The organism is Modestobacter sp. DSM 44400 (assembly GCF_900107175.1).
GTDB lineage: Bacteria > Actinomycetota > Actinomycetes > Mycobacteriales > Geodermatophilaceae > Modestobacter.
Genome location: NZ_FNOZ01000087.1, coordinates 1 through 8469, shown reverse-complemented (window position 1 = coordinate 8469; position 8469 = coordinate 1). Strand labels below are relative to the sequence as shown.

General features: G+C 65.0%; 11 protein-coding genes and 1 pseudogene. 10 read left to right on the top strand and 2 right to left on the bottom strand.

All coding sequences use genetic code 11. The annotated features are described in order from the left end of the window. Positions 1–287: 287 nt before the first annotated feature. From BLW04_RS23930 to BLW04_RS23885, 10 genes and pseudogenes are all read left to right on the top strand, one after another. On the top strand, positions 288–515 hold the full coding sequence (locus BLW04_RS23930; RefSeq protein ID WP_091547999.1) for a helix-turn-helix domain-containing protein: 228 nt from the start codon (positions 288–290) through the stop codon (positions 513–515). Between the two features lie 13 nt (positions 516–528). Next, positions 529–1002 (top strand): annotated as a pseudogene (locus BLW04_RS23925) (transposase); the annotation flags it as partial. 192 nt (positions 1003–1194) lie between these two features. Next, positions 1195–2043, top strand: coding sequence for a DUF485 domain-containing protein (locus BLW04_RS23920; RefSeq protein WP_175484262.1), 849 nt, complete (start codon positions 1195–1197; stop codon positions 2041–2043). Next, a complete protein-coding gene (locus BLW04_RS23915) occupies positions 2040–3584 on the top strand; it encodes a solute symporter family protein (protein WP_091547995.1) in 1545 nt (514 codons plus the stop codon). The genes BLW04_RS23920 and BLW04_RS23915 overlap by 4 nt, the downstream gene beginning before the upstream one ends. Positions 3585–3746: 162 nt before the next feature. Beyond that, a complete protein-coding gene (locus BLW04_RS23910; RefSeq protein WP_091547993.1) occupies positions 3747–4496 on the top strand; it encodes a haloacid dehalogenase type II in 750 nt (249 codons plus the stop codon). Then, a complete protein-coding gene (locus tag BLW04_RS23905) occupies positions 4493–5395 on the top strand; it encodes a halocarboxylic acid dehydrogenase DehI family protein (RefSeq protein ID WP_175484261.1) in 903 nt (300 codons plus the stop codon). Before BLW04_RS23910 ends, BLW04_RS23905 begins: the two co-directional genes overlap by 4 nt. Before the next feature lie 111 nt (positions 5396–5506). Beyond that, entirely contained in the window at positions 5507–5920 is a 414-nt protein-coding gene (locus BLW04_RS23900; RefSeq protein WP_175484260.1) for a glycine/sarcosine/betaine reductase selenoprotein B family protein, read from the top strand. 24 nt (positions 5921–5944) lie between these two features. Further along, entirely contained in the window at positions 5945–6646 is a 702-nt protein-coding gene (locus BLW04_RS23895) for a hypothetical protein (RefSeq protein WP_091547987.1), read from the top strand. An 88-nt stretch (positions 6647–6734) separates the two neighbouring features. After that, positions 6735–7118, top strand: coding sequence for a glycine cleavage system protein GcvH (gene gcvH, locus BLW04_RS23890; protein WP_091547985.1), 384 nt, complete (start codon positions 6735–6737; stop codon positions 7116–7118). A gap of 104 nt (positions 7119–7222) precedes the next feature. Continuing rightward, positions 7223–7789, top strand: coding sequence for a DUF421 domain-containing protein (locus BLW04_RS23885; RefSeq protein ID WP_091547983.1), 567 nt, complete (start codon positions 7223–7225; stop codon positions 7787–7789). A 153-nt stretch (positions 7790–7942) separates the two neighbouring features. On the opposite strand, the gene BLW04_RS28915 is transcribed toward BLW04_RS23885, so the two are convergent. Continuing rightward, entirely contained in the window at positions 7943–8098 is a 156-nt protein-coding gene (locus BLW04_RS28915; RefSeq protein ID WP_254781941.1) for a hypothetical protein, read from the bottom strand. A 63-nt stretch (positions 8099–8161) separates the two neighbouring features. After that, on the bottom strand, positions 8162–8469 hold a 308-nt coding region (locus BLW04_RS23875; protein ID WP_175484259.1), incomplete at its 5' end, for a transposase.

Here is an 8469-nt window from a genome sequence, read left to right as displayed (position 1 = left end):
GAGCACGGCCGCACGATCGCCCCGACAACGCTGCGCTTCGCCACCGCGACCGCGCTCACCGACTTCATGTCAGGCAGCAGAGGAGAGCCGACCCGTCCCCGGCTGCCCGAACGGCTCGCCGACCCCGTCCTGACCGGCATGCCCCGCGCCGATCTCGCCGCCCTGACCGAGCGCATCGCGCCCATCCTGGCCGCCCGCAACGAGCGCCACCGGCACCGACGCCGCGGCGGAGAACGGCTGCCCGGCGCCCGCGGCGGCGTCTTCACCCAGAAAATCACGCCGAGCGGGTGCTGGCCACCGTGCTCTACCAGCGCGGCCTGGGCACCCACGCAACCCTCGCCGAACTCTTCGACGTCAGCCGACGCACCATCGGAGACGTCGTCCGCGAAGTCGGCCCGGTCCTCGCCCAGCACGGCTACACCGCCGCGCCCGCCGCTACCCGCCTCTCCACCGCGGCCGCCGTCCTGAACTCCCTTCCCGCCGGATACGCCCCAGCGGACACGCCGACAACTTGATTCTTTACGGGCTCACAAGATCGCGAACGTGCTGGCCGCGTTGCCGAAGTCCGCGCACCCGAGGGCGAAGAAGGCCCTCGGTGAGATCTGGAATGCCGAGGACAAGACCCACGCCCGCGACGCCGCGAAGGCCTTCGCCGCCGCCTACGGCGCCAAGTTTCCCAAGGCGGCCGCGAAACTCACCGACGACCTCGACGAGCTGCTCGCGTTCTACGACTACCCCGCTGAACACTGGGTGCATCTGCGCACCACCAACCCGATCGAGTCCACCTTCGCCACCGTGCGGCATCGGACCAAGGTCACCCGCGGGCCCGGCTCACGAGCCGCCGGCCTGGCAATGGCGTTCAAGCTCATCGAGGCAGCCCAGGACCGCTGGCGGGCGGTCAACGCACCCCACCTGGTCGCCCTCGTCCGAGCCGGCGCCACGTTTAAGGCTGGCAAGCTCGTCGAACGACCCGACGACCACCCTCAAGCCGAGGCCGCCTAGAAGATCTTGATCTACAGGTCTTGACGATTGCTCCCGGAGCCGGAGCCGGAGCCGCAGTCGCCACTCTTGACTGTGCTCTAGCTCACCTCCTAATCTTTCTGCGCTACGAAGGTTTCCTTTCGTATGGTGCAGATTGCGTGATGCCCCCTCCAGGTCAGGAGCAGCATGGTTACTGGAAGGCCGGTCCTACTGTTGGCGACCGACGGCTCGATGTCTGCGTTGGCGGCGACGTTGCGCGCGGTGCAGTTGGCGAGTGAGTGCGACGGTCAGCTGCATGCGGTGCATGTGGCGACGCCAGAGTCTTATCTTCAGGTCGAGTTCGCCGAACCCAGCCTCGAGCTGCTACAGGCGCGCCCCGTCGACGGGCTAGAGGCGGCTCGCTATCTCGGCAAAAGAGCGGGCGTTCCGGTGCACACCGACGAGTTGCGCGGGCCAATCGCCGACGCGATCGTTGAGGCCGCGGGCCGCGTGGGCGCCAACACGATCATCGTCGGAGAGACCGGCACCCGGCCGTTCGGTGGCGCCGGATTGGGCAGTGTCGCCGAGGCTGTGCGACGCCGCGCCGGTCATATCCCGGTGGTCCTCGTGCCTGGGCACGTGGAGGAGGTCGTCCCGGTACTCGCGGAGATCCTCAACAGCGATCCAGCGGCGGTATCAGGCGCCGGCTCCGTCGCCTCTGACATCGACTGGACCGCAGCTGTTCAGCATTCGTCGTTCAAGGAACTACTGGCCACCAAGGCGCGCTTCCTCGGCCCGGTCATCGCCTTCTACCTGGCCTGCTATCTGGGGTTAACCCTATTGGCCGGCTTCGCCCCAGGGTTTATGGGGCGCCCCGTGCTGGGCGCCGTCAACATCGGATACGTCCTGATCACTGGCGTCTATGTGATGGCCTGGGTTGTATCCCTCGTCTACGTGCGGATAGCGAACCAAAGCTTCGACCCCAAGGCTGCAACTGCGGCCGAGAGCATCACTGTTCGACCAACGGAAAGTGCCACCGTGCCGGCAACGGAGAGTGAGACTAGGGGGGCAACGCAGCCATGAGGATCCTGACCATCACCATCTTCCTCGTCATCCTTGGTGTGACAATCGGGATCACCTACTGGGCTGCACGCCGGACCAAGACCGCAAGCGAGTTCTACACCGCCGGGCGACAGCTGAGTGCGGCGCAGAACGGTTTCGCGCTTGCGGGCGACTGGATGAGCGCAGCGGCGTTTCTGGGTTTCACTGGGCTCGTTGCCCTGTACGGGATGGACGGCTCGCTCTACGCGGTCGCTGCACTCGTTGCGTTCCTGTCGGTCCTGCTGCTCATCGCCGAGCCGCTGCGCAACACCGGCAAGTACACGCTGGCCGACGTCATCGCCTACCGGATGCAGCGGCCCCAAGCCCGGCTCGCCGCGGTCGTCGGAACCGTGGTGGTGAACCTGGCGTATCTGATCCCACAGATGGTGGGTGCGGGGACGCTCGCCAAACTGTTGCTCGGCATCCCCTACAGCACCTCAGTCGTGCTGTCGGGGGTGGCGATGGTCCTCTACGTGGTCTTCGGCGGGATGCTGGCTACGACCTGGGTGCAGATCGTCAAAGCGGTCCTGCTGCTGACAGCAGCTGTCGTTCTTGTCGTGTGGGTGCTGGTCAACTTCCGGTTCAACCCGGTGGCCGTCTTCGACGGCGTTGACTCAAGGTACGGCGCCAAATTCCTGGCGCCGAACAACTACTTCAAGAACCCGTGGGACCAGATCTCATTAGGGCTCGGATTCGCGTTCGGCATTGCGGGACTTCCACACGTCATGACCCGGTTCTACACAGTGCCCGACGCGAAGACGGCCCGTAAATCGATCATCTGGGTGATGTTCTTGGCCGGCGGCTTCTTCCTAGCGACGACCCTCATCGGCTTCGCTGCCGCATACTACGTCGGGCGGGACAAGATCCTCGCGGCTGACAAGGGCGGCAACCTAGCGCTACCGTTGCTCGCGCAGCACCTCGGCGGAGGACCGGGCAGCGTCGGAGGCCAGGTATTCCTCGCGTTCGTCTCGGCGGTGGCGTTCGCCACCATCGTCGCCGTCGTCGCGGGACTGACGCTGTCAACGGCGGGCGCGATCGCGCACGATGTCTACGTGAACGTCATCAAGAGCGGCCACGTGACGGAGCGCACCCAGGTACGTGTGGCACGAATCTCCACTCTCGCGGTCGGTGTCGTAGCGATCGCGTTGGGGCTAATGGCGCAGGGCATCAACGTGGCCGTACTGGTCGTTTTGGCGATCGCGGTCGCGGCAAGCTGCAACTTCCCCATCGTCGCCCTGTCGCTGTTCTGGCGGCGCTTCAACACCTACGGCGTGATCGGCGGGGTCACGGCTGGCCTCGTCTCCGCGGTCGGGCTCGCGTTCCTCGGCCCGGCCTTCCAGGGCGCCGACGCGGTGTTCCCCCTGGTAAACCCCACGGTGATCAGCCTGCCCGTGGGGTTCCTCGGCGCAGTGCTCGGGACGCTGTTGCGCCGGCCCGACAAGGCCGCCAACGAACGCTTCGACGAGGTGATCTTCCGCGCGCAGACCGGCCTGGGCGCCGAGGAAGGAAGCGCGAGCCATTAACTCACAAGGTCATAAGGCGCCCTCGTTTCAGTGGGCTACTTAACAGGGCCTAACATTGGGCCGCGAACGCCACAAAGCTGCTCAGAACACGCACATCGTCGACGATTCGTCCAGCCTTTCCGGGACGTACGGTTTCACCAAGACAACCAGGAGGAAACGCACATGGCCGCCCCCGAAGCCCTCGCCTTCGACATGTACGGAACGCTAGTTGATCCGATCCGAATCTGGACCCGGCTGGAGCAGTATATACCGGATGAGGCCTTGCGCATCGCGGAGGTGTGGCGGCAAAAACAATTGGAGTATAGCTTCCGGCTAACCGTGATGGAACAATACGAAGACTTCGAGCAACTGACCCGCAAGTCCCTCGACCACGCGCTCGCAGCAGCGGGCCGAGAGCTCTCGGTCGAACAGAAGGACGCGCTCATGGCCCAGTACAACGACCTGGAGCGGTTCTCCGACGTCGAGCCAGGCCTGGCGCGGCTACAGCGGCTGGGCCATTCGATGATCGTGTTCTCTAACGGGTCGCCGCGGATGCTCGACGCCTTGATGGACGCCGCTGGACTTCACCAGTATTTCGACGGGTTCGTCAGCGTCGATGAGGTCCAAGCGTTCAAACCGTCCCCGAAGACCTACCGACGCGTCGCAGAGCGGCTCGGCCGACCGATCGGGGAGGTCCGCCTCATCTCTTCCAACCCCTTCGACGACATCGGGGCGGAATCGGCCGGCATGCAGGCCACCTGGGTGGACCGGTCCGGCGGGCTGTTCGACAATCTGCGGCCGCCGCCACGGATGATCGTCGAGTCCCTGACCGAACTCGCCGACGTCTTGGAGAAAGACGACCGAGTCTTGTGCCCGGCCACGACGCTCTCGGAGCACTCGGCGGCTGGCGTCATCCAAGAGAAGGCGAGGTGACAGGCTTCGCGCGATTCCCCCAGGTCGACCACTGGGATGCAGCGGGCGACCTTGAGACCACATACAACGACATACGGTTAACCCTACGTGTTCCATGGGTTGCGTTCGCCTGCCGCGTCCTCGCCGCGTTTCCTGCATTTCTACCTTTGGCGTGGCACCGCAGCGCCGAGGCATTCGGCACCCTTTACGCCGAACGCGCCGCCGACGAGCTTCGCGAGCGGTCCCTTCTCGGGATCGACCCAGCGCTGGACCTGAAGGAACACCTGCTTAGCGAGGGGTGGGATGAGGACCGAATCGACAGCGTCCGGCGGATTCTGTACCAGCTGAACTACCGCAACCCGAAGTACCTGCTACTGCTCACCGCATGGAGCGAGCGTTTCCAGATGCGCACGGCGGGAAGCGGCCAGGTCCCAGAGGACCTACGGAGATCCGTGCCCAAGGGGCATCCCGAGGGGATGGATCCCCTCTTGACCCTCGTCGACCCCGCACAGGCCTCAGTCGACGTCCAGAGGCTTCTCAAACGAGTCGCCGATATCAACTACCACCACGGCCCCGCCAGCGACTTCCGCGTCCTTGCGCACTGGCCGGACCTGCTCGAGACAGTCACCGAACGAATACTGTCGCCGGTTGTGCGGTCGGAACAGTATGACGCGAAGGCTCGCGAGCTCGTCACCCGCGCTCGTGAGCTCGCGCAGCACCTGCCGAAGCCTGTTGGTGTGGAGCGCACGGACTTGGAGTCGACATGCACGCCAGCAGAACTGGCCGGATTGACTGGCGTTCTCTTGATGTACCAGCGCTTCATCGCCGACATCACCATCAGTATCGTGCACGTCACAGAATGCCTCGACGGCCCCGTCGCGGCATCACAGTCGCACTTTCCGGTAGCCATACCCGATTAGCTAACGGGGCTTCGCCCAGGAGTCCCCGTTGGGCGCCTCAGAACAGAGACCATGATGCCGCGCCTTGACGCTCTGTCAGACCTGTCCCGAAACTCAATCCTCGCACTCCCCGTGGACCGCAACAACGGGGCCCCGTTCACGCCGCTGCCAAAGCCGTTGATCAGATGTACGGTTGCGTTGGTGACGTCCGCAGGGCTGCACCTGCGCGATGACAAGCCATTCCGGAAGTTCGACCCCAGCTACCGCGTCATCCCCGCCGACGCCCACCTCAACGAGCTCGTCGTCAGCCACACCAGCATCGGGTTCGACCGCGTCCCAATGCAGCAGGACTTGAACGTCGTCTTTCCGCTCGACCGGATCCGCGAACTCGTTCCTCGCGGCGCCGCCGGAGCTATCGGCCCCCGTTGCTATTCCTTCATGGGTGCACAACGCGATCTGTCCGTCGTCAAGGAGCAGACGGGGCCGGAAGTTGCCAAGCGGTTAGTCGGCGAAGGAGTCGAGGTAGTGGTCCTAACGCCTACTTAGCCATGGTGTACGCACACGGTCAGTGTGCTCGCGCGCATTCTTGAAGACGCCGGGTTGGTCACGACCATGCTCGCATTGGTCCGCGAACATGCCGTCGCGGTACAGCCGCCACGCGCCCTCTACGTCCCGTATCCGTTCGGAGCCCCGCTAGGAAGGCCGCTCGACGCGGAACATCAGCACCGCGTCCTCGCTGCGGCTCTCGCTCTCTTGGAGCGCAACGCTCCAAGCCTCGCCGACTTCAACGACTCCGAATACATCGAGCAGCGAGGTGCCCCCATGCAGAACTCGGAAGTTGATACGAAGCCGGGCTGTGGCCCGCGCTTGGACGCCAACCCGGCGACCGAGACCACCCGAGTCCGGCAATACTACAACCAGTGGGTGGAGCGGCGGGGCCGAACGACGGTCGGTGTCACGGGCATATCGCCGTCGCGATTTCGGGCTATCATCCGGTTCCTCGAGGACTACGCTGCCGGCAAGGACGCTGATATGCGGGAGCGCCCGAGCCATATCCCGCTCGGTGAGTGGATCCGCCTGTGCGCGCTAGACCTACGGGCCATGTTCTCAGAGGCCAAGATGGTGATGCACCCGGGGGTGACGTCGGATGAGATTGATCGCTGGTTCTGGAGCGAGACCTCCGTGGCCGCCCTCCTGGTGCGTGTAAGAGACCGTATGGCTGCATCGGACGATGCGACCCTCCGCGGGGCTGCGTACGGCGTGGCGCGATGAGCGGTGCAGTTACAGGTCCGCTCCGCGCTCAGTAGCTGAAGCAGCCGGTACCGGGTGGGGCAGTTGGGCAAAACAGACAGGAAAGCATATGGAGTTCCCCGAAGGCCTTCTCTACACGTCGCAGCACCAGTGGTTGCGGATGGATCCTGACAGCACTGTCGTCATCGGTATCACCGACTTCGCGCAGGACGAGCTGGGGGACATCGTCTACGTTGATCTGCCCAGGGTCGGCGACTCCGTTGCCAAGGATATGCCTTTCGGTGAACTGGAATCCACCAAGACGTCGTCGGAGGTCTATGCGCCCTGCTCCGGGGAGATACTCGAGGTCAACAGTGAGCTGGATGGTGCGCCAGATCGCATGAACAGCGACCCATACGGGCAAGGATGGGTCATGAGAGTTCGCCCAAGCGACCCGCTTGAGTTCAAATCGCTACTAGACTCCTCAACCTATCGGCGGTCGATTGAGGGCTAGGCCGTATGAGACGAGTTGTCCTTGGCGAGCTCAATCGTCGCCTCGCTGGCGTGAATCCCGATCGATCACCTGCTGCGGCAAGTTAGAGGGATGGAGGTACGACAATGGACTACATCATCGGTGACCCAGCGCAGCTGGTGTGGGTCGCGGGAAAGGCGCTGCTGCTCTACGTCACAGCGGTCGTCGGGTTCCGGCTTGGCGAGCGGCGAACCCTTGCCGAGATGTCGCCGTTCGACTTCGTCGCCGCAGTAGCGGTAGGTGCAGTCGTCGGCCGCGTTCCCAACGCAAGCGATACAAGCTACGTTGCCGGAGCTCTGACCCTAGTTACGGTCCTGTTCGCCCACAGCGTCTTGACTCGTGCGCGCCGATTCGACAGAGTCGCAGCATTAGTCGACCACGTCCCGCGCCTGCTGGTAACGCATGGGCATGTGTTGAGTCGCGAACTGCGGCGCAGCGGTCTTACCTACTCCGACCTGGACGGGCTCCTGCGAAGGCACAATATCCGCGACCTGTCCGAGGTCCGCTACGTGATCTTCGAGCAGCGGGGGAACATCTCGGTCGTCCGCGAGCCGGGGTACACGTACGACGGTGACGGCGACGTCCTACAGAGGGTCCTCACACACACTGAGCCCGGACCCGCCGGTGGGGTCGCTGGTACAAGCGGGCCGTAGCGCTCGAGTTCGGCGACCCAGGCGCCGTCGCGGATCTGATCGTGGGCGTCGTAGGCGGGCGTCCACACCTCGGCGGGGATCTGGGTGAGCAGGTCGGCGGTTTTTGGCCGGCAGGCCGAAGCCGATCGAGTAGAACAACCGCTGGCCGTGCAGTCAGGTGAGGAACTTGTGGCTGGCCCCGGCCCCGTCGGTGCGGATCAGCACCCGCCGGTCAGGTCGGGTGCCGGGCCGGTGCCCGGGCAGCTGCGCCAGCGCCTGCTTGGTGACCGTGATGTGGTCGGGGGCGCGTTCACCGGCCAGCTCCCACACCGCCGCCCGAGCCGCCGCCCGCGCCGTGTTGATGGCTCTTCGAACTTGAGGGGGAAATGACCCTCAGCAGACGGTGACCCGGCGGTGTCGCCGAGTGCAGGCGAACCGTACTCGGCGGCGCTGATTCTCGAGGTTGCGGAAGCCGTAGGCGGTGCGCGCGGCGGTCTTCACGGTCCGGTTCGTGGCCTCGGTGCCGGCGTTGGTGAGGCCGGTCTGCAGGAAGCCCAGCACCTCGGGCCACCAGGCCTCGATGGTGCCGGCCAGCCGCTCGAGCTCGGGCAGGCGCGAGTCGGCGCACCAGGCGTTGAACCGGTGCAGCCGGGTCGAGATCTCGTGCCGGTGTCCGCCGCGGCGGGCGCAGGCCAGCAGCG

What these genes read in the sequence shown, in the direction of transcription:
- BLW04_RS23915 (WP_091547995.1), top strand. Translation starts at nt 2,040, where the DNA reads ATGAGGATCCTGACCATCACCATCTTCCTCGTCATCCTTGGTGTGACA.
- BLW04_RS23910 (WP_091547993.1), top strand. Translation starts at nt 3,747, where the DNA reads ATGGCCGCCCCCGAAGCCCTCGCCTTCGACATGTACGGAACGCTAGTT.
- gcvH (WP_091547985.1), top strand. Translation starts at nt 6,735, where the DNA reads ATGGAGTTCCCCGAAGGCCTTCTCTACACGTCGCAGCACCAGTGGTTG.
- BLW04_RS23885 (WP_091547983.1), top strand. Translation starts at nt 7,223, where the DNA reads ATGGACTACATCATCGGTGACCCAGCGCAGCTGGTGTGGGTCGCGGGA.